The sequence below is a fragment of the Paraburkholderia sp. USG1 genome (genome assembly GCF_031570135.1).
Classification (GTDB): domain Bacteria; phylum Pseudomonadota; class Gammaproteobacteria; order Burkholderiales; family Burkholderiaceae; genus Paraburkholderia; species Paraburkholderia dioscoreae.
In genome coordinates this window covers 36757-55861 of sequence record NZ_JAMWXW010000040.1, presented here as the reverse complement: position 1 = coordinate 55861, position 19105 = coordinate 36757, and the positions used below count along the sequence as shown (strand labels likewise).

The 19105-nt window shown below is 64.1% G+C and carries 18 protein-coding genes; 10 read left to right on the top strand and 8 right to left on the bottom strand.

Annotated elements, in window-relative coordinates:
• Nucleotides 1–50 precede the first annotated feature (50 nt).
• Nucleotides 51–668 carry a TetR/AcrR family transcriptional regulator gene (locus NE850_RS35085; protein ID WP_007181703.1) on the top strand — a complete coding sequence of 206 codons (618 nt, stop codon included), beginning with the start codon at nucleotides 51–53 and terminating at the stop codon, nucleotides 666–668.
• 9 nt (nucleotides 669–677) lie between these two features.
• Here NE850_RS35085 and NE850_RS35080 read toward each other — a convergent pair whose 3' ends face one another.
• Complete coding sequence (locus NE850_RS35080; RefSeq protein WP_007181704.1) at nucleotides 678–890, bottom strand: hypothetical protein; 213 nt, start codon at nucleotides 888–890, stop codon at nucleotides 678–680.
• Nucleotides 891–1171: 281 nt separating this feature from the next.
• On the opposite strand from NE850_RS35080, the gene NE850_RS35075 reads away from it, so the two are divergent.
• Nucleotides 1172–2239: a LysR family transcriptional regulator gene (locus NE850_RS35075; protein WP_165186124.1), complete on the top strand. Its 1068-nt coding sequence runs from the start codon at nucleotides 1172–1174 to the stop codon at nucleotides 2237–2239.
• 155 nt (nucleotides 2240–2394) lie between these two features.
• On the opposite strand, the gene NE850_RS35070 is transcribed toward NE850_RS35075, so the two are convergent.
• The 6 genes from NE850_RS35070 to NE850_RS35045 all read right to left on the bottom strand — a co-directional run bounded on the left by NE850_RS35070 (nucleotide 2395) and on the right by NE850_RS35045 (nucleotide 8686).
• Nucleotides 2395–2625, bottom strand: a complete 231-nt coding sequence (locus NE850_RS35070; RefSeq protein ID WP_007181706.1) for a DUF2795 domain-containing protein — start codon at nucleotides 2623–2625, stop codon at nucleotides 2395–2397.
• A gap of 196 nt (nucleotides 2626–2821) precedes the next feature.
• The gene (locus NE850_RS35065) at nucleotides 2822–3076 is read right to left on the bottom strand and encodes a hypothetical protein (protein ID WP_007181707.1); all 255 of its coding nucleotides are present in this window, start codon (nucleotides 3074–3076) and stop codon (nucleotides 2822–2824) included.
• 267 nt (nucleotides 3077–3343) lie between these two features.
• Entirely contained in the window at nucleotides 3344–4681 is a 1338-nt protein-coding gene (locus NE850_RS35060; RefSeq protein ID WP_007181708.1) for a C45 family peptidase, read from the bottom strand.
• A 166-nt stretch (nucleotides 4682–4847) separates the two neighbouring features.
• Nucleotides 4848–6581: a ClcB-like voltage-gated chloride channel protein gene (locus tag NE850_RS35055; RefSeq protein ID WP_007181709.1), complete on the bottom strand. Its 1734-nt coding sequence runs from the start codon at nucleotides 6579–6581 to the stop codon at nucleotides 4848–4850.
• A gap of 112 nt (nucleotides 6582–6693) precedes the next feature.
• A complete protein-coding gene (locus tag NE850_RS35050) occupies nucleotides 6694–7431 on the bottom strand; it encodes a glutathione S-transferase (RefSeq protein WP_007181710.1) in 738 nt (245 codons plus the stop codon).
• A gap of 157 nt (nucleotides 7432–7588) precedes the next feature.
• Nucleotides 7589–8686 carry a YeiH family protein gene (locus NE850_RS35045; RefSeq protein ID WP_007181711.1) on the bottom strand — a complete coding sequence of 366 codons (1098 nt, stop codon included), beginning with the start codon at nucleotides 8684–8686 and terminating at the stop codon, nucleotides 7589–7591.
• A gap of 121 nt (nucleotides 8687–8807) precedes the next feature.
• Here NE850_RS35045 and NE850_RS35040 point away from each other — a divergent pair, with 121 nt between their 5' ends.
• From NE850_RS35040 to NE850_RS35005, 8 genes are all read left to right on the top strand, one after another.
• A complete protein-coding gene (locus NE850_RS35040) occupies nucleotides 8808–9698 on the top strand; it encodes a LysR family transcriptional regulator (RefSeq protein WP_007181712.1) in 891 nt (296 codons plus the stop codon).
• 172 nt (nucleotides 9699–9870) lie between these two features.
• Nucleotides 9871–10644: a TIM barrel protein gene (locus NE850_RS35035; RefSeq protein WP_165186121.1), complete on the top strand. Its 774-nt coding sequence runs from the start codon at nucleotides 9871–9873 to the stop codon at nucleotides 10642–10644.
• A 171-nt stretch (nucleotides 10645–10815) separates the two neighbouring features.
• Nucleotides 10816–11799: a sugar kinase gene (locus NE850_RS35030; RefSeq protein WP_310700038.1), complete on the top strand. Its 984-nt coding sequence runs from the start codon at nucleotides 10816–10818 to the stop codon at nucleotides 11797–11799.
• A gap of 111 nt (nucleotides 11800–11910) precedes the next feature.
• Nucleotides 11911–13200: an MFS transporter gene (locus NE850_RS35025; RefSeq protein ID WP_165186118.1), complete on the top strand. Its 1290-nt coding sequence runs from the start codon at nucleotides 11911–11913 to the stop codon at nucleotides 13198–13200.
• 4 nt (nucleotides 13201–13204) lie between these two features.
• The gene (locus NE850_RS35020; RefSeq protein WP_007181716.1) at nucleotides 13205–14170 is read left to right on the top strand and encodes a D-glycerate dehydrogenase; all 966 of its coding nucleotides are present in this window, start codon (nucleotides 13205–13207) and stop codon (nucleotides 14168–14170) included.
• Nucleotides 14171–14237: 67 nt separating this feature from the next.
• Nucleotides 14238–15320 (top strand): LacI family DNA-binding transcriptional regulator, encoded by a 1083-nt coding sequence (locus NE850_RS35015; RefSeq protein ID WP_310700044.1) that lies wholly within the window; start codon nucleotides 14238–14240, stop codon nucleotides 15318–15320.
• 71 nt (nucleotides 15321–15391) lie between these two features.
• Nucleotides 15392–16222, top strand: a complete 831-nt coding sequence (locus NE850_RS35010) for a YhfC family intramembrane metalloprotease (RefSeq protein ID WP_165186116.1) — start codon at nucleotides 15392–15394, stop codon at nucleotides 16220–16222.
• Nucleotides 16223–16330: 108 nt separating this feature from the next.
• Nucleotides 16331–16696: a DUF3022 domain-containing protein gene (locus tag NE850_RS35005; RefSeq protein WP_007181719.1), complete on the top strand. Its 366-nt coding sequence runs from the start codon at nucleotides 16331–16333 to the stop codon at nucleotides 16694–16696.
• A gap of 141 nt (nucleotides 16697–16837) precedes the next feature.
• Here NE850_RS35005 and NE850_RS35000 read toward each other — a convergent pair whose 3' ends face one another.
• Nucleotides 16838–18907 (bottom strand): hypothetical protein, encoded by a 2070-nt coding sequence (locus tag NE850_RS35000; protein ID WP_310700036.1) that lies wholly within the window; start codon nucleotides 18905–18907, stop codon nucleotides 16838–16840.
• Between the last annotated feature and the right edge of the window lie 198 nt (nucleotides 18908–19105).

The window sequence follows — 19105 nt, the reverse complement described above, 5'->3', positions numbered from 1 at the left end:
TTTGAATGTTGGGGTGAATTCGAATTCTTTTCAGTGCTAGACTTGCGCCCATGAAACGGCAACGACTGACACGCGAGCAGAGCAAAGACCAGACGCGGGAGCGTCTGCTCGATGCTGCGCAAGCCATTTTTATGAAGAAAGGTTTTGTCGCGGCGAGTGTCGAAGACATCGCGGCGGCAGCGGGTTATACGCGCGGAGCGTTCTACTCGAACTTCCGTAGCAAGAGCGAACTGTTTCTCGAACTACTGCGGCGCGACCACGAGGTCATGCAGGCGGGATTGCAGGCGATCTTCGCGAACGCGGCATCGCGTGAAGAAATGGAAGAGCGGGTGCTGCGCTATTACAGCAACCTGCATCGCGAGAACAAGTGTTTCCTGCTGTGGGTGGAGGCGAAGCTGCTCGCGGTGCGCGACGGCCGTTTCCGGATGCGCTTTAACGCGTTCATGCACGAGAAGCTCGAGCAGTTGAGCGCGTACATTCGCGAGTTTTCGGCGCGCGTGGGCACGCCGATGCCGATGCCGCCAGAGACGCTGGCGATCGGCTTGATGGGGTTGTGCGACGGCGTGCAGTTTTTCTACACGGTCGACCCGCAGAACGTGCCGGCGGAGATGGCTGAAAAGGTGCTGGCGGGATTTTTCGCGCGCGTGGTGTTCGGACGCGAAGCGTAAAGCGCTGGATCAGTCGGCCGGCAATTGCGTGCAGGCGTCGGCCACCGGCGTGGCGCAAGCGAACGAATACTGCCCGCTGTAGCGCAGGACTTCTTCGCCCACGTGCAGGATCACCTTGATGTCCGGGCAACGTTCGTACGCGATGAAAGCCGAGCAGGCCGCAGCGGACCAGCACACCAGCGAGAACGCGATTTTTTCGAAAAGCTGAAAACGATGTGTCATAGCGATTGATTTCCTTTCGGGCGCTATGATACCAGCATCCTAGGGTTTATACCTAGTCAAAATCCGCAATAAACCTCTCGGGAACCTCGCAATAAACCTTCCCAAACTGTGCGCGAGCGCCTCGGCAATCTGTCCGGATTGTCATGTCCAGGTCAGGGTTGGGACATGATCGGGTCGATACAATCGGAAGCGTTGGGCAAACCCGCGCGCGCCTTGTCGCCCGGGTCGACATAGGCGCGAGGGCTGCGCCGGCCCGGCTTTACCGCGGCAGGAGTCGTCCCATGAACCAATTGCAGTCGATGCGCGTATTCGTCAAAGTGGCCGACCTCGGTAGTTTCGTCGGCGCGGCGGGCGCGCTGGATCTTTCCACCGCGGTCGTCACGCGCCACGTCGCCGATCTGGAAGCGCGCCTCGGCACGCGTCTGCTCAATCGCACCACGCGCCGCCTGTCGCTGACCGAATCCGGCACCACCTATCTAGAGCGCGTGCGCCACATTCTCGACGACCTGGAAGGCGTGGAGCAGATGGTGGTGGCGCGCAATCACGAGCCGGTCGGCACCTTGCGGATCGTCGCGCCCGTGGTGTTCGGGCTGCATAGTCTCGCGCCGGTGGTGCAGTCTTATGCCGCGCGGTATCCGGATGTCGTGCCCGACGTCACGCTCGCGGATCGGCATGTCGATCTGGTGGAAGAGGGCTTCGATGTCGGCATTCTCGTTGCACGGCACATGCGCGGCGCGAGCATCGTCACGCGGCGGCTGACCACGGGCTATATGACGGTTTGCGCGACGCCCGCTTATCTGGCACAGCACGGCACGCCGACTCGGCCCGAGCATCTGCTGGCGCATCCGTGCCTGAGCCGGCCGGCCGAGCAGGGTGGCGAGGAGCGCGTCTTCACCGGCCCGGACGGCGAAGTGCGTGTGCGTCCTACGAACGCGATCGTGGCGAACAACGCGGAGATGCTCAGGCAATTCGCGCTGCTGGGCATGGGCGTGGCGATTCTGCCGAGCTATCTGATCGGTCGCGATCTGGCGTCCGGGCGGCTCGTGCCGCTGCTTTCCAACTACCGTTTGCCGCAGATCGAAATCACCATTGCCTATCCGAGCCGCCTGCATCTGCCGGCAAAAGTGCGGACTTTCATCGACCATCTGGTCGAGCATTTCCAGCAGCCGGGTCAGCAACCGCGCGATCCGCGCACGATGACGCCTGTGCGTGCCGTGGCGGATAAGGTGGATAGGGTGGAGATGGCGGCGGGTGCGAAAGGCCTCCCGACACCGGCGCTGTCCGCGGACACGGCGCGCCCTGCGCATAAGGCCGCGCGCGCGCGGATCGCGGCTTCGTCACCGTTCTAGTTCTGGCACGCGGCGCGCGAGGAAAATCGCGTGGAGGGGTCTGCTGGCTGCGACGCGCCGCAAAAGCGCGAGTGTCACGATGCAAGCACAAGCACACACGAACGAACCGGCGACAAGACCGGCGCTCTTCCTCTTCCACGCAGCCCCTTAGCCGCTCAACCGCTCAACCCCGGACTGTAGTTTCCGCTGACCAGACGCGTCACCGAGCTCACATCGGCGTAATCCTGTTCCGGCAAACCGTCGAGCATCGACAGCACCTCGTTGCTCGCACCGGCTTCGCGCGCGGCGTCGACGAGTGCATCTTTATTGGTTGGAAACTGGACTTCGCCCAGAAGATCGGCGATCTGCAGATCAATTGATTCGCCGGGAATGGCCGATGCGGTCATGCAAACGCTCCTGTTGATACGGTTGGACGTGACGGTTGCCGTTGCTGGCCAAGGGGGCGAGGCTGCAGCGGCTCACGCGATACTACCGAAAGCAGAATGCCATCCGGCAGCGTAGATCCGCTCTCGCCCCCGCCGCGGCTTCATTCCGCAGAAACTTTCGCACCTACCACCCTGGCACGCACGTCTGCACGCGGCGTCAGGTCTGCAAATGCTCGTTCTGCCCCATGAAGCTTCGATCCAGATGTCGCGACTTGGGCAACGCGATATGTTGCCACTGTTGCGGACGATTGTCGTCCGTGGCGGCGACATCCGGCGCCGCGGGGGCGACGGGTGCGGCGTTGGCGCGTTCGGCGAGGCTACTTGCGCTCGTGCTGTCCGGCGCGGTGCGAACCGGCGCGGCAAAACACGAGGCTGACAGCGTCACCATGATCAACAGCGTCGAGGTTTTCATCACCCGACCTCCTAAACTCATGCGGCGCTGACAGTAGAGCAAGCGCTGTGCCGTCCCCGCGTCGAAAGGACGGCAGATGCTACACGCGGCGTTGCGCGCGGCGTACGCGCGTCTTTCCATCTTAGATGGCAAATTTTGCAGCGCACGCATGTTTGCGACAAAACCGTATTGTCGATTTCAGATGATGGCAGAAACGAGCCAACAACGCAGCAGCGCCGTCGCGAACGGTCGTGCGGCGCTCATGTTGCAGCGTGGCAGGCGCGGCTTCTAACGCAGTACTTCGAAGCGTGTCCACGGCCACGAGGGCCGGTCGCGCATATAGCCGTTCAGCCAGTTCCACTGCGGATGCCGCTTCATGAACGCCTGTGCGTCGAACGGCCGCCCGCACGGATGGCCCCAGCGCGCGCTGAACGCCATCTCGCGCGCCATTTCGCTGTCGACCACTTTGCCGTCGTTGGCGCCCCACGGATTGAACGGTCCGTGATCCGTACCGCCAAAGCGCGCATCGTCCAGTTCCAGATGCCCGCAGATGGTGCGCGAGCACGGGTTGTCGTTGCGGTCGAGATAGACGTCGTGATGGTCGGCGATCATCTCCTTCGCGAGTTCCACGTCGATCTTGCCGCGATGCATTTCTTCCAGTTGCATGAAGCGCAGGCGCCGCGCGCCATTCTTGCGCACGTCCGTATAGTCTTCGCCTTCGCCGAGGCATTCCTGATTACGGATCTTCAGATCGGTCGCGGTGTTGTAGCCGCTGTAGAAGCCGTCCCGGGTGCTTTCGAAACCGGAGAAGTGCAGGCCCAGTTCGTAGCGCGCGATCTCGCCGGTCTTGGCGTCGCCGAGCAGCCAGCTATTCGCGTAGCCGCCGTTATTGGCGACCGCGAACATTTCGCACCATTCGCCGATGCTGTTCGCGTACTGCGACGCCCGCCGCGAGCGATAGAACTCGGGCGCGCCCGCCGCGTTATAGCCGACAAAATTGGAGATGGTGGTTTCCGTCACCATCAGCCCGGCGGCGGTGACCCAGAAATCGGTAAGACTGGAAATGCAGCCGGGCAAGCCTTGCATGAGGATGCGGTTGCCGCGGTCGGGCACGATGTCGAAGACGACATTGAATGCGTCCCCGGCCGCGTAGCGGTCCCACGAGTTGTGCGCCATCACGATGCGGCCGTCGCGGGTTGCGCGGCCGGTGGCGATGAACGCGCTGCAGTGGTGCCCGCGCCGTCCGCGCCACGGTTTCAGGCCGAGGCTCGGCTGCTGCTGCGCCGCGTGGGTGGGCCACCAGCTTTGCAGCAGATCCATGTAGCCGTTCCAGGCCAGCACTTCGGCGAACGGCAGCCTCGCGCCGTCGGCAATGCCCTGGATTTCGTCGGCGAATTCGGTGTCGAGTTTGTTGGTGAACTGGGCGACTGCGGCGTCGACGAAGGTGTCGAAGTCTTCGCCGGTGTCCCACTTCGCGAGGTAGCGGGCGGTGCGGATCGCGTTCTGGATTTCCGTGGCGAGCAACTGGCCGTGCTGCTCGCCGCGGTCGTAGGGTTCGCCTTCGATATGCAGGAAAATCCAGCCCGCCTGGTCGCGGCGCACGGCATCGAGGGACGGTTCGCTCATCTTCGCTCCGATCGAAGGACGGGCATCTCGGTGCGCCCGTTCTGGCGTAACGCGCGCTGCCGGCGTTCGCCGCAGCGCTCTGTCCATTGTAGAGAATTTGCCGTGCTTTGCACGGGCCGCAAGCGGACTGCGGGCGCGCGCTGAAAGCAGATTGTGTGCGCGGCGCTTAACGCGTCGGATTCATGCGGAAGTAGGCGTCGAGCAACGAGGTTTTATAGACCACGCCGGCGAGCGTGGGATGCGCCGCGCTTTCGACCACCGGCAGGCGCTCGCCCTGAAATGCGAGGAAGTGCTGCAATGCCACGCCGAGCGGCATGTCCGGCGTGAGCACGTCGAAATGCGGCTGCAGATAGTCCGCCGCTGTCTTCGTGGAAGTGTCGCGCCCGTCGAGCAGGTCGGAGGTGATGTCCTTGAGCGCGACCACGCCGAGAAACGCGCCGGACTCGTTGGCCACGTAGAGATACTTCACCGGATATTCGAGGAACACGCGCGTCATGTCGTGCACGGTCGCATTGGGCGGCACGACGGTTTCCGCGGGACGGATCAGCTCGCGCATCTGCGTGGCGCGCAGACGCGAGCGTTCCTGTTCCTGGTGATTGCGGCGCAAGGTGATTTCATACATGGACGTCTTGCCGATTGCGCGCGACACGAAATAGGCGACCACGCACGAGAGCATCAGCGGCAGCACGACCTGATAGCTGAGCGTCATCTCGAAGATCATCAGGATCGCCATCAGCGGCGCCTGGGTGGCGCCCGCCAGAAACGCGCCCATGCCGACCATCGCATACGCGAACGGCGCCGAGGTGCCGTGCGGCCACAGCGCGTGCATGCCCTGGCCGAACAGCGAGCCGACCACCGCGCCGACGAAGAGCGTCGGCGTGAACACCCCGCCTACCGCGCCGGAGCCCGAAGTGGCCGCGGTGGCGACGAGCTTGAACACCAGCACGAGGACGAGCGCGGTCCAGGTCCACGGCGAGTGCAGAATCGAGTTGACGACGCTATAGCCGTTGCCCCACACCTCGGGCGTGCGGACCGACAGAATGCCGACCACCAGACCGCCGAGCGCGAGCCTCACGGGCAGCGGCACCGGCAGCTTGCGAAAGCTTTTCTTCGATACGTCGAGCAGCCGCAGAAACTGCGGGGCGGCCGCGCCGCACAGCAAGCCGAGCGCGACGAACAGCAGCACCTCGAGACCGGCCACCGGCGGAAACACCGGCATCTCGTACGGCGGTCTGTAGCCGGCGAATTCGCGCATCGTGATGTTGGCCACCACGGCCGACACCACCACGGGCCCGAAGCTTTCCATCGCAATCGAGCCGAGCACGATCTCGGTGACGAAAAACGCGCCCGCAATCGGCGCGCTGTACGCGGAGGTGATACCGGCCGCCGCGCCGCACGCCACCAGCAGACGCAGCCGCGACGGGTCGAAATGCACCCAGCGTCCGATCAGCGACGCGGCCAGCGCCGCCAGTTGCACCATCGGACCTTCGCGGCCGATCGAGCCGCCGCTCGAAATCGTGAACAGCGACGACACGCTGCGCCACAAGCTCAGCTTGACCGGCACGACGCCGTCGCCGATCGCGACCGCTTCCATGTAGTCGACGTGGTTGCCCTTGTCCTCGTAACGCCGCGCGATCAGCAGAAAGAAGCCGGCGATCAGGCCGCCTGCCGCGGGCAGCCAGATCCGCACGGTCCAAGGCAGGCTGCGCGCCATTTCGACGAAGCTCCCCGCCTTGCCGACCACCGCGAATTGCAGCAGCGCGATGCCCTCGCGAAAGGCGATCGTGGCGAAGGCGCCCGCAACGCCGACCACGACCGACCAGACCAGCATCGTGTGGGCTTCGGAGAGGCGGAACAGATCTTGTGCGCGGGTGCGCAGCTTCAGCAGGAATGAAAGCACGTCGGCGGTACGGGGCGTGAGAACGGGTTGAAGAACGCGCACTGCAACAGCATCGCGCCCGCCTGAAACGGCGGGCGCGATGCGGTGAGCGAACGAAGGAAAACGGCACCGGTCAAGTGGCCGCCTTGTCGAGTTCCGGGTAGTGCCGGAAGATGCAGGCCTCGTTATGTTCGATGCGCCGCTCGGACTGCAGATACGCGGCGATGTTCGGCCGCCCGATCACCCTGTCGTGCAGCGCGGCGAGCCGCGGGTAGTGCTCGCCGAAACGTTTGAGCGCGCGTGGAAACGCGTACAGCAAGCCGTCGATAAGCTGGAACATGGACAGGTCGACGTAAGTGAGCGTGTCGCCCACCATGAATTGGTCGCCGGCCGGATTCTGCTTGAGTACGCGCTCGAAGTACGACATGAACTTCGGAATGCGGTTGTCGATGAAGTCGTGCGCGCGCACTTTGGCGGCGTCTTTCTGATCTTCGTAATAAAGCGAGCTGGCGAGCGGGTGGTGGGTGTCGTGGGCTTCGGTGACGAGGTCGGCAATCGTCAGTTGCAGGCCGTTGGCGACATACCGCAGGCTGTCCACCGTGGGCGCGAGATTCAGCCTCGGGCCGAGATAGAGCAGGATGTTGGCGGTCTGCGAGATCACCAGATCGCCGTCTTTCAGAAACGGCGGCGCAAACGGCGGATACGGCTCGTCCTTGCTCTTCATCACCGACATCATCGCCTTCGTGCCGAGACCTTTCGACGGTTCGCCGCGTGCCACTTCCACGTAGTCGGCGCCGGCTTCTTCCAGCGCGAGCCGCACGAATTCGCCGCGGCCCTGCAGGCCGTCCCAATAGTAAAGTTCCAGACTCATCGATCGATCCTCATTCCGGTTGCATTGACAGGGCGCCTGAGCGCACTGCATGAGCTGACGACGTCAGCAACCAGTATGCCGCGCGGGCGGCCCGGATGGGTCTCCGGAATGCGCAAAACCCCGCGCGCGGCGGGGTGGGTCTGCAGGCGAGGGCGGCTTAGCCGAACAGGCGCTGGACAGTCCATGTAATACCCAGTCCGCCGGCAATCAGCCACACATACAGAATGAAGCCGGTGGTCAGTGCACGGGGGCCGGCCTGACGGATCTGCGAAATGCGTGTTTCGATGCCGAGCGCGGTCATGGCCATGGTCAGCGCGAAGGTGTCCAGCGTGTTGAGCGTGCTGGTCGCGGCTTGCGGCAGCACATGCAACGAGTTGATCACGACGAAGGCGAGGAAGCCGAGCGCGAACCAGGGAATCGCCAGTTTGCGCGGTGCGTGGCTGTGGACGCCGTCTTGCGTACTGGCCGAAGCGGCGCTGCGGCGCGCGGAGCGGTTCACCCACATGCCTACCACGAGCAGCACCGGCACCAGCAGCATCACGCGGGTCATCTTGACGATGGTGGCAATGTGCGTCGCTTCCGGGCTCACGTTGCTGGCCGCGCCGACTACCTGCGCCACTTCATGGATCGTGCCGCCGAAAAAGAGGCCAGCGCCGACCGTGTCCAGATGCAGCCAGCCTGCCTTGAACAGAACCGGGTACAGGAACATCGAAAGCGTGCCGAACAGCACCACGCTGCCCACGGCCATTGCGCTCTTGTGCGGCTTCGATTGCAGCGTCGATTCGAAGGCGAGCACGGCGGCGGCGCCGCAGATCGCGCTGCCCGCGGCGGTCAGCAAGGCCGTGTCGCGGTCGAGCTTCATGATCTTCATGCCCGCCCACGTGCCGATCACGAGCGTGCTCACCACGATCAGCACGGATTCCGCGAGGCCGGGCACGCCGACCTGAGCGATTTCCTGCAGGCTGACGCGCAGCCCGAAGAACGCGACTGCGATGCGCAGCAGCTTGCGCGCCGAAAAGTTGACGCCCGCCGCCCAACTGGCGGGCATGCCGTCGCGCAGCGCGTTGCCGTAAATGGCGCCCGCCACGATGCCGACGATCAGCGGGCTCAGGCCCAATCCGGCAATAGCGGGAATCTCGGCGATCCGGGTGACGGCGGCGGCGAACAGCGCGACGAATAGAATGCCGTTGAGTTGGCCCCGGGCGGAGGACTCGGCAGGCGTCGTACTGGAAGCGGTGAGATGAGCGGTAGACATGGTGCAGCCCTTTTTCTGTGACTGACGGGGATTCGATGGGCTAATCCTAAAGTAGATATATCGATATGAAAAATCATCATTTAGAATGTGAAATATCATCTCACCCGATACTTGGCCTGTCATGACCCCGGACCAACTTATAACGTTTGCCGCTGTCGCCGAGCATCGCAATATCAGCCGGGCGGCTGTGGCGCTGCATCTGTCGCAGCCGGCCGTGTCCGGCCAGTTGCGGCAGTTGCAGGACGAGTTCGGCGAGCCGCTCTATCAGCGCGACGGCCGCGGCGTGCGCCTGACACCGGCGGGCGAGCAGCTCGCCAGTTACGCCACGCGGCTGCGCGACACCTGGCGGCAGGCGCACGCGTACCGCGACGCTTTGCGCGGCCTAGAGCAGGGCACCTTGCGGATCGGCGCGAGCACCACGCCGGCGAGCTACCTGCTGCCGTATCTGATCGCCGACTTTCATCGCCGTTATCCGGACGTGACGCTGCATACCGCGGACGGCAATACCACCGAGATCGTCAGCGCGCTCGGGTCGGTGGATATCGCGTTGATCGAAGGGCCGGTCGGCGAGGATCTGCCGCCGGACACCGCCGTGCATGCCTGGCGCGAAGACGAAATCGTCGCGATCATGCCGCGCTCGCATCCGTTGGCGCAGTTGGGCGACGGCGGCCCGCCCGACCTGGCGGCCTTCGGCAAGCATCCACTGGTGTTGCGCGAGGCGGGCTCGGGCGTGCGGCAGATCGTCGAGCGGGCGTTCGCGCGGGCGGGCGTGCCGATGCGCGTGGCGCTGGAGATCGCGGGCGTGGAAGGCGTGAAGGAAGCGGTGCGGGCGGGCATGGGCATCGGCTTCGTCTCGGCGATGTCGATGCGCCACGAAGACCGCGCGCTATGCCTGCTGTCGCTGAGCCCGGAGCCGCTCACCCGGCGGCTGTCGATTCTCGTGCCCCATGCGAGCGCGCCGTCGCGGGTCGTGGAGCGTTTTCTCGCGCTGTGTCTTGGCGACGGACCTTGAAATGAGCACAGGCCGATGCCGACGCCAACCGCGCCTGGGGATTTCCACTATGGTGTGCGACGGCGGCCTCGGCGCACTATTCGGGCATCGCAGGCGCTTCGGCGCTTTTTTTTGAAGTGCATTTGGAACCGGTTCCAAATGCCGTGGCGAGACAGATTTGAGGGAATTTGATATGGCTGACGCAGTAGACGTGGTGATCGTCGCAAGCGCATTCGGGATGGACGCGGTCCGCACGGACGGCCACCTGAAGTGGGCGCAAGCGAGCCGGCAGGCCGGCGCGGCGGGCTTCGAAGTGCGCCGCGAACTGTTCGGCGACGAAACCGACGCCACGCCGCACAATCTGCGCGTGCTCGGCAGGCAGATTGCGGACCTGGGTTTGTGGTCGGTGTATTCCACGCCGGCTTCGCTTTACACCGCGCAAGGCAAACTCGACGCCGACGCGTTGCGCCTCTCGATCGAAGAAGCGATCGCGCTCGGCGCGCGCTTCGTGAAGTTGCAGCTCGGTGGTTTTGCCGCCGACGCCAATGCCGCCGTGATCGCCGATCACCTGCGCTGCGCGGAGTTGCGGCTCGTGGTCGAGAACGGGCAATTGGCGGAGGGCGGCTCGCTCGCGCAGTTCACCGGCCTGTTCGATGCGCTGACGCGCGAAGGTCACGCCGGCCTGCTCGGCATGACCTTCGACATCGGCAACTGGGCATGGCGCGACGTCGCGCCGCTCGACGCCGCCGCACCGCTGGCGGCGCACGTGGAATACATCCACTGCAAGACGGCGGTGGGCGAGGGAGCACGGCGCTTTCCCGCCGCGCCGGCCGCCGACGACGCTCAATTCGCCGCGGTGCTCGACCATCTGCCGCGCCATGTGCCGCGCGGCATCGAATTTCCGTTTGATGCGAGTTGCGTCGAGACGGACGCGGCGCATTACGTTGCGTGGCTGGCCGCTGCGTGAGCGGCATTGGAACTGAGCGCGCGGCAAAGCCGAAAACAGCGCGCGGCGAAAAGCACGCGGCAGGAAGCACGCGGCGAGAAGCCCAAGGCAGACGACACAGGGCAAGCGGCACGCTTCAGAAACGCCAGAAACGCCTAACCCGCAGCAAACCGGAATCCGCAGGAGCGAAGCATGAGCAACACAGGCGCAGCACTCGATGTCATCACCTACGGCGAAGCAATGGCCATGTTCGTGGCCGCCGAAACCGGCCGGCTCGCGGGCGTCGGCCAGTTCACGAAGCGCATTGCCGGCGCCGATCTGAACGTGGCGATCGGCCTGTCGCGGCTGGGCTTCAAGGTGGGCTGGATGAGCCGCGTCGGCAACGATTCGTTCGGTCAGTACGTGCGCGACACCTTGACAAAAGAAAGCATCGACCAGCGCTGCGTAACCACCGACGAGCGCTATCCCACCGGCTTCCAGTTGAAGTCCAGAAACGACGACGGCAGTGACCCGGCGGTCGAATATTTCCGCAGAGGGTCGGCGGCGAGCCATCTGTCGCTGGACGACTACGCGGCGGACTACGTGTTGCCGGCGCGCCATCTGCATCTGACCGGCGTCGCGCCCGCGATTTCGGCGAGCTCGCGCGAACTCGCGTTCCATCTGGCGCGCGAAATGCGTTCTGCCGGCAAGACGATTTCCTTCGACCCGAATCTGCGCCCGACGCTATGGCCGTCGCGCGCCGCAATGGTCGAAGGCCTGAACGCGCTGGCCGCGCTGGCCGACTGGGTGCTGCCCGGCATCGGCGAGGGCGAGATCCTGACCGGCTATACGCAGCCCGACGACATCGCGAAGTTCTATCTGGACCATGGCGCGCGCGGCGTGATCATCAAGCTCGGCGCGCAGGGCGCGTACTTCCGCACCGCCGCCGACGCCGCGCTGATCGCCGGCCAGCCGGTCGCAAAGGTCGTGGATACGGTCGGCGCGGGCGATGGTTTCGCCGTCGGCGTGGTCAGTGCGTTGCTCGAAGGTAAGTCGCTGCCGCAAGCCGTGGCGCGCGGCAACCGTATCGGCGCGCTGGCGATTCAGGTGATCGGCGATTCGGAGGGGCTGCCGGGCCGCGCCGAACTCGACGCGCTCGAATCGGCCGACGCGACGTCCATCGCCGCCGCGGCTTGAAGAAAACCCGCAAGACCTGCTCAGCAAGTCTGCCTCGATAACAGCAAGAGCGCTCGAACAGAGCGCCCCATGACCGTCCATCATTGTTTCGGGAAGTCAAAGGAGACACCCATGACCTCATCGCTTGCGATTCGCCGCTGGTGGACGATCATGCCGATCGTATTCATCACGTACAGCCTCGCCTATCTGGATCGCGCGAACTTCGGGTTCGCGTCGGCCGCCGGCATCAACCAGGATCTCGGCATCAGCAAGGGGCTGTCGTCGCTGATCGGCGCGCTGTTCTTCCTCGGCTATTTCTTCTTCCAGATTCCCGGCGCCATCTACGCGGAACGCCGCAGCGTCAAGAAGCTCGTGTTCTGGAGCCTGATTCTGTGGGGCGGATGCGCGGCGCTGACCGGCATGGTCAGCAACATTGCGTCGCTGATGGTGATCCGCTTCGTGCTCGGCGTGGTCGAAGCCGCGGTCATGCCGGCCATGCTGATTTTCATCAGCAACTGGTTCACCAAGAGCGAGCGCTCGCGCGCCAACACGTTCCTGATTCTCGGCAATCCGGTGACGGTGCTGTGGATGTCAGTGGTGTCGGGCTATCTGGTGCATTCGTTCGGCTGGCGTCACATGTTCATCGCCGAAGGCGCGCCCGCGATCATCTGGGCGGTGATCTGGTGGTTCATCGTGCAGGACAAGCCGCAGCAGGTGTCGTGGCTCACGCAGCAGCAGAAGGACGACCTCGCCGAAACGCTGCGCGCAGAGCAGGCCGCGATCAAACCGGTGCGCAACTATAGCGAGGCCTTTAAAACGCCCGCGGTGATCAAGCTGTGCGCGCAATATTTCTGCTGGAGCATCGGCGTGTATGGCTTCGTGCTGTGGTTGCCGTCGATCCTGAAGAACGGTTCGACGCTCGGCATGGTCGAAACCGGCTGGCTCTCGGCGCTGCCGTACCTCGCCGCAACCATCGCAATGCTTGCAGCTTCGTGGGCATCGGATAAACTCAACCGCCGTAAAGTATTCGTGTGGCCGTTTCTGCTGATCGGCGCGGTGGCGTTCGCGGCTTCGTATGCGCTCGGCTCCGCGCATTTCTGGCTTTCATATGCGTTGCTGGTGATCGCCGGTGCCGCGATGTACGCGCCGTATGGCCCGTTCTTCGCGATCGTGCCGGAGCTGCTGCCGAAGAACGTCGCGGGCGGCGCGATGGCGCTGATCAACAGCATGGGCGCCCTCGGTTCGTTCGTCGGCTCGTATGTGGTCGGTTATCTGAACGGCGCCACCGGTTCGCCCGCCGCGTCGTATGCGTTCATGAGCGTGGCGCTGATTGCTGCCGTGATTCTGACGCTGGTCGTCAAACCGCAGCCGCAAGCGCTGAACAGTGCGCCGCCGCTCGCCACCCCGTTGCAAGGAAAATAAGCTGATGAAGAAGATCGTCGCCTGGAAACCGTTGCCTGAAGATGTGCTCGCGTATCTGCAACAGCACGCGCAGGTCGTGCAGGTCGACGCCGCGCAGCACGACACGTTCGTGGCCGCGCTGAAAGACGCGGACGGCGGCATCGGTTCGAGCGTGAAGATCACGCCGGCAATGCTCGAAGGCGCGACCCGGCTCAAGGCGTTGTCGACCATCTCGGTGGGCTTCGACCAGTTCGACGTGGCCGATCTCACGCGCCGCGGCATCGTGCTCGCGCACACGCCGGACGTGCTGACCGAATCGACCGCGGACACGGTGTTCTCGCTGATCCTCGCTTCGGCGCGGCGAGTGGTGGAACTCGCCGATTGGGTAAAGGCAGGGCACTGGCAGCACAGCATCGGGCCGGCGCAGTTCGGCGTCGACGTGCAGGGCAAGACGCTCGGCATCGTCGGGCTCGGGCGGATCGGCGGCGCGGTGGCGCGGCGTGCGGCGCTCGGCTTCAACATGAAGGTGCTGTACACCAACCGCAGCGCGAACCCGCAGGCTGAAGCAGCTTACGGCGCGCGGCGCGTTGGCCTGGCGGAACTGCTCGCCACCTCCGACTTCGTCTGCCTGCAAGTGCCGCTCACGGCAGAGACGAAGCATCTGATCGGCGCGGCCGAACTCAAGTCGATGAAGAAGAGTGCGATCCTGATCAACGCCTCGCGCGGCGCGACCGTCGACGAAGCGGCGCTGATCGAAGCCCTACAAAAGGGCACGATCCACGGCGCCGGTCTCGACGTGTTCGAGACCGAGCCGCTGCCGGCCGACTCGCCGCTCCTGAAGCTCGCGAATGTGGTCGCGCTGCCGCATATCGGTTCGGCGACTCACGAAACCCGGCACGCGATGGCGCGCAACGCGGCGGAAAACCTCGTCGCCGCGCTGGACGGCACGCTGGCCGTCAATGTCGTCAACCGCGAAGTGCTCGCCGCATGAACCGGGCGACAAGCAGAACGACAAGCCGGACAATGCGGCGAACCACAAGCGGAACCACGAGGAACCGATGAGCACGACGCCGCAGTCCATGCCGCGCCGCGCGACGATCACCGACGTCGCGCGCGAAGCCGGCACCGGCAAGACCAGCATCTCGCGCTATCTGAACGGCGAGATAAGTGTGCTGTCGCCCGAACTGCGCGCACGAATCGAAGCCGCGATCGCACGTCTGGACTATCAGCCGAACCAGATGGCGCGCGGCCTCAAGCGTGGCCGCAATCGTCTGATCGGCATGCTGCTGGCCGACCTGACCAATCCCTACTCGATCGAAGTGCTGCAAGGTGTCGAAGCGGCATGTCACGCGCTCGGCCTGATGCCGCTGATCTGCCATGCGGCCAACGAAGTCGAGATGGAGCGGCGCTATCTGCAACTGCTCACCACGTACCGGGTGGAAGGCGTGATCGTCAACGCAACCGGCGTGCGCGAGGAAACGCTGCGGCCGGTGGGCGGCGGCGGGATTCCGGCGGTGCTGGTCGACCGTCTGGTGGACGGACTGGTCGCGGATATGGTCGGTCTCGACAACCGGGCGGCGGCCGAACTCGGCACGCGGCATCTGCTGGACAATGGTTTCGACGATATCTGGTTCGTCGTCCAGCCTTTCGAGCAGGTCAGCTCGCGGCAATTGCGTGAAGCAGCGTTTCGCGAGACGATGAGCGCCTGGCATGCCGAAGGTGGCAATAGCGGCGGCGAGGGCGCGGCACGCGGTCACACGCTTGTGCTGAACCTCGCGGACGCAGGCGAGGTCGAGCGCGGCCTGGCCGAACTGGACCGGGCAATCGACGCGGCCGCCGGCGCCGCGGGCAAGCCCGCGCGGATTGCCCTGTTCGCCGCCAACGCACCCGTCGCGTTGCGTCTCGCGTTGCATCTGAAGGCGCGCTATGGAGCCGACTGGCAAGCCCGCGCCGCGCTGCTCTCCATCGACGACCCCGACTGGGCCGAATTGACCGGCGTCACGACGATCCGCCAGCCGACCTACGAGATCGGCTACCGTGCGGTCGAGTTCCTGCATGAGCGCATCGAAGGTATTCAGACCACCGCGCGCGACTGCTTGCTGCCGGGCGAATTGATCGTGCGCGCCTCCACTTTGCGCTGAATTCGCGCCGATCTGCGATCATTCGGGCTGCGGCACGCAGCGGGTGCGCGCCGGTCATCGCAAGGAAACTCATGGTTGTTGCACCGCTTACCCTCTCGAGCCTCGCCCTCGCGACACTCTTCGTCGCCGCTTTGCCCTTCCTGATCTACCGCCGGCTGCGTCGGCCGCTCGCGCTCAAACCGCGCGACGCGATCGCCGGCGTCGCCGTGTTCGCGCTGTTCGCGATGGTGATCGAGCGCGCGCTGAACGACTTCGTGCTGCATCGGAACGAAGCGACGGCGGAGTTCCTGTCGAATCCGGTTGCCTTCGTGGTGTACGGCGCGCTGGCCGCGGGTATCTGCGAGGAAGTGGGGCGGTTCATCGGCATGCGGCTGCTGCTCAAACGCGCGGCGGCGAAGTCCGGCGCCACGGCGCTCGCGGCAGGCAAGACCGACATCACGACGGATGGCACCGCGCTGACCTACGGTCTCGGCCACGGCGGCGCCGAAGCGTGGCTCGTCGGCGTGCTGGTGCAGATTCAATGGCTCCTGTTCGCGGTCTTCGAAAACCGCGGCGAACTGGACGGCTACCTGAGCAATCTGCCGACTGAATCGCTGATGCGCATCCACCTGATTCTCGCCAGCCTGACGCCGCAGACCGCGGGCATTTTCGCGCTCGAACGCGTCGCCGCGCTGGTGTTCCAGATCGGTTTGTCGGTGCTGATGTGGCGCGGCTTGCGCGCCGGCTGGCGTGGGATCCTGCCGCTCGCGATCGCGTTGCACGCGTTGGTGGACGTGCCCGCCGCAATGTTCCAGGCGCAACTCGTGCCGCTCGCGGCGGTGGACGCCGTGTACGCTGTGGGGGCGGTGATCGTCGCGGGGCTGCTGTTCCGGGCGTTCAGGCGTCCCGGGGTGGCGGCTTGATCTCCGCTTGATTGCCGCCTGATTGTCGCTTGATGCGCGCGCCACATTGAACCGTGGGCGGTTCTCTACAAGCGGCCTCTCTTCACGCCTATTTTTTCGGCATACCTCATGGAAGCTTACCAATACGACTGCGCCAATCCCGAGTTCGAGGAATTGGCGCGTGTCATCAGCGATCTGTTTCCCGAGCAGACGCAGTTCATTCAGCGCGCGGTGCAGGAAGGCGCGCCGATGCTGGCGATTCACTGGGTGGCGATGCGTTTCGGTGCGGCGGCGCGCCGTACCGTGATGACCGTGGCGATTGCACCGGCAGCATTGGCACGTTATCGCGCGATGCCCGCGCGTGTGCGCGGGCGCAGTTTTGCGGTGCTGCGCGCATATGTCGAGGCCTCGCTGGGTTCGCTGGAGGAGCAATATGCGAACGGCGAGGCGGTGCCGCGCGAAATCACGATCGAACTCGGCGACGAGTTTGCGTAACGGCGCTCGCCCGAATCACGGTTGGGTCGCTTGCCGCGATGCCGCCACGGAAAAATGACGCGATCTCACGCCGCGTTCGCATGGGCGAGCGCATGAGGCGGCACGACGTGCGAACGGCCTCGTCACGCACGTCGGCGCCGCTCAATCTCCGTCGAAGGGCTCGGCGATCTGCTTATCGGGATGCTTCGCGTTGTATTCCTCGCGTATCTTTTCCTTCAGGTTGTACGTATCGGTTTCGCGCTTGCGGGCATCGTACTGATCCGACATTCCACCGACGATAAGACCGGCTGTCGCGAGCGCAAACGACAGGGCAGGCCCGATAACCGGCACGAATCCGATCATGCCGCTCGACAGATTGATCACGGATGCCGCGAGGTCCATCTTGTCCTGAGGCGTCAGCTTGCCAGCCTGCTGCTTTTTCAGATACGTGTCCAACGAGACGCCAAACGTCGCGCCGCCAAGAACGGTATTGATCGCGGCGGGCACCATCTGCATGCGCAGCGGCTTCGATATCTTCATCCAGTCGGGCCAGCCGTCGGTCTTCGAGAGTATGTTGGCCTGACGTTGCGCGAAGAAATCCGTGTATTTGTCGGACCACTCTTTCAATTTCGATGGACGCTCGCTCGCGGGCGTATCCTTCAGCAGCTTGCCGAGTTCGCCGAATGCGGTTCTGGTATCGCTGAGCGCGTTTTCCCGTTCCTGCATGGCGCTGTTGAACTGGTCATAGGCTGCGTGCTTCAGGCCCGCCAGCCGGTCGAGCTGGTTGCCGAGTTCGATCGCCTCCGGCTTGCCGGACTGGCGTGCGGCATCGGCGGTATCGAAACCCTGGTTCTTGAGTTTGGCGATGACGTCCTGTGCCTTTGCGTCGATTGTCTTGATATTTTCGTGGGCGTCGTTGGCCGCATCGGCCGTCGAATCCTTGAACTTTTTCGCCATGTCCTGCATCTCGAAGTACTGCGGCGCGAGGTCGTCCGTCGCGTCCTTCAATTCGAGCTGCTGCACGTCACGATTCGTCTTCTCGAGCTTGGCGATGACGCTCTCGCGCAAGCTTTGTTGCTGCTGCGTGAGCTGTTCGTCGATGTGTTCAGCGGTCTTCTTTTCGAACGTGTCGATCTCGGCGTCGTCCTTGCCGTGTGAATCGAAGTCGGTGAACTCCGCGGTACGGCTGGGTCCCGCGACCGGTTCCGCAACGCCCTGCGTCACGCCGCTCTGACCTGGAGTCGCGGGGCGCGCGGAACCGCCAGTCCCCGTGCTCTGGCCGCCGGCTATTTGCGCCGCTGCTTTCGTCTGCCGCAGCTTGACCAGATGATTGCCGACGTCGGTACCGATGCCGACGGTGAGCTCGTTGATGCCTTGTCCGGTAGTCGCGCCTGCGGTGACGAAGTCCTTTGTCGGATCCTGACCCTTGCGTAATTTCTCCATGCCGGACAGAAATGACAGCCCGCCTTTTGTGAAATAACTTGCGGCGGAGTTCAGACGGGTGCCTGTCAGGGTGCCTAGCCGGCCGTACGGTCCCAGAGGATCGAGCACGCTCTGGTTCGGCCGCTGCAACGCTGCGAGAGGCGTGTTTTTCAGCACGGCGGAATTGTTGAAGCGCGCTTCGTCGAAGATGAGCGCGCGCGTATAGGTGCTCGCCGCCTTGCCATATTTGCCGTAGGTTGAAGCGGCGTCCGGTTGATGAGTCAGCGCGGACAGGTCGACGCCGGCTTTTTGCCCGATCGTGCCCAGCGACTCATCGCCTTTGGAATCGCGCAAAGCAGTCTCGACCCGGGCGATCTTCGACTGCAGCTCGGGTGTGGGTTTGTCTAGTGCGCCCACTTGCTGCGCCTGGTTGTAGGCCGACGCTGCTTCGATCATGTCGGCGGTCGTATTGCCGCCGCGCTCGACATCCTCATCGACCTTGCCGAGCGACGCGTTGAACGTTTCCATATCGGCTGCGATCTCGTTGCCGATCACCGCCTGCGCGGCAATGGCATGAGTTTCGGCATCAATCTCTTTGCCGGCTGGGCTTGCGACGGACCCGTTGGGCGGCGAAGGTGGAGCGGTCTTTTGAGATACGCTGGCATTCGCGATGGCCGCCGGAGATTGTTGGGAGTTTTCCCTGTTGCTGGTGCCTCGCAGGGCAGCACGAGTTTGCCGGTGCTGTGCGCTGTCCGGAATATTCGACGCGTCGTCGGGCCAGAATGGGTGAGAGGCTGCATTGACTTTCATTGAAACTCCTGCGGGAAGGCGCCTCGGTCAGTCACAGCATCATGCCGTCGGCGCACGTTGAACGGCGTCTCATGTTCGCTCTGCCTGGTGGTCCGACAGAAGTGGACATACATTTTTTGACACAAAAATCATTGGTACGCCCAGCGTTAAATTAGAGATGCAGAACGTCAAACCAGGAAGCACAACATTCATTTAGAA

Excerpts from the sequence above, each read along its gene's own strand:
- NE850_RS35085 (WP_007181703.1), top strand. The coding sequence starts at position 51 with ATGAAACGGCAACGACTGACACGCGAGCAGAGCAAAGACCAGACGCGG.
- NE850_RS35080 (WP_007181704.1), bottom strand. The coding sequence starts at position 890 with ATGACACATCGTTTTCAGCTTTTCGAAAAAATCGCGTTCTCGCTGGTG.
- NE850_RS35075 (WP_165186124.1), top strand. The coding sequence starts at position 1,172 with ATGAACCAATTGCAGTCGATGCGCGTATTCGTCAAAGTGGCCGACCTC.
- NE850_RS35070 (WP_007181706.1), bottom strand. The coding sequence starts at position 2,625 with ATGACCGCATCGGCCATTCCCGGCGAATCAATTGATCTGCAGATCGCC.
- NE850_RS35065 (WP_007181707.1), bottom strand. The coding sequence starts at position 3,076 with ATGAAAACCTCGACGCTGTTGATCATGGTGACGCTGTCAGCCTCGTGT.
- NE850_RS35060 (WP_007181708.1), bottom strand. The coding sequence starts at position 4,681 with ATGAGCGAACCGTCCCTCGATGCCGTGCGCCGCGACCAGGCGGGCTGG.
- NE850_RS35050 (WP_007181710.1), bottom strand. The coding sequence starts at position 7,431 with ATGAGTCTGGAACTTTACTATTGGGACGGCCTGCAGGGCCGCGGCGAA.
- NE850_RS35045 (WP_007181711.1), bottom strand. The coding sequence starts at position 8,686 with ATGTCTACCGCTCATCTCACCGCTTCCAGTACGACGCCTGCCGAGTCC.
- NE850_RS35040 (WP_007181712.1), top strand. The coding sequence starts at position 8,808 with ATGACCCCGGACCAACTTATAACGTTTGCCGCTGTCGCCGAGCATCGC.
- NE850_RS35035 (WP_165186121.1), top strand. The coding sequence starts at position 9,871 with ATGGCTGACGCAGTAGACGTGGTGATCGTCGCAAGCGCATTCGGGATG.
- NE850_RS35030 (WP_310700038.1), top strand. The coding sequence starts at position 10,816 with ATGAGCAACACAGGCGCAGCACTCGATGTCATCACCTACGGCGAAGCA.
- NE850_RS35025 (WP_165186118.1), top strand. The coding sequence starts at position 11,911 with ATGACCTCATCGCTTGCGATTCGCCGCTGGTGGACGATCATGCCGATC.
- NE850_RS35020 (WP_007181716.1), top strand. The coding sequence starts at position 13,205 with ATGAAGAAGATCGTCGCCTGGAAACCGTTGCCTGAAGATGTGCTCGCG.
- NE850_RS35015 (WP_310700044.1), top strand. The coding sequence starts at position 14,238 with ATGAGCACGACGCCGCAGTCCATGCCGCGCCGCGCGACGATCACCGAC.
- NE850_RS35010 (WP_165186116.1), top strand. The coding sequence starts at position 15,392 with ATGGTTGTTGCACCGCTTACCCTCTCGAGCCTCGCCCTCGCGACACTC.
- NE850_RS35005 (WP_007181719.1), top strand. The coding sequence starts at position 16,331 with ATGGAAGCTTACCAATACGACTGCGCCAATCCCGAGTTCGAGGAATTG.
- NE850_RS35000 (WP_310700036.1), bottom strand. The coding sequence starts at position 18,907 with ATGAAAGTCAATGCAGCCTCTCACCCATTCTGGCCCGACGACGCGTCG.